Origin of the sequence: Pseudoalteromonas sp. 20-92 (genome assembly GCF_030847595.1) — a bacterium.
Classification (GTDB): Bacteria; Pseudomonadota; Gammaproteobacteria; order Enterobacterales; family Alteromonadaceae; genus Pseudoalteromonas; species Pseudoalteromonas fuliginea.
In genome coordinates this window covers 1-203 of record NZ_JANJGQ010000136.1, presented here as the reverse complement: position 1 = coordinate 203, position 203 = coordinate 1, and the positions used below count along the sequence as shown (strand labels likewise).

Genomic DNA, 203 nt, shown 5'->3' with positions numbered 1-203 from the left:
ATATCCTTTTCTAATTCAATGCGTTGGATTTGCTTTTTAAGTTCGCGGATTTCAATTTGTTCGGGCGTCATTGGTGACGCTGATGGTGACTGACCATTGCGTTCTAGCTTTAATTGAGTAACCCATTTACTTACGGTTGATTTACCCACCCCCATCGCTTTTGCTGCGTCTTCTTGCGTATAACCTTGGTCTACTACAAGCTG

General features: G+C 42.9%; 1 protein-coding gene. It reads right to left on the bottom strand.

Annotated features, from left to right (window positions below):
* Positions 1 to 203: transposase (locus NRL14_RS21055; RefSeq protein ID WP_306725537.1), on the bottom strand; the 203-nt coding region annotated here is incomplete at both ends.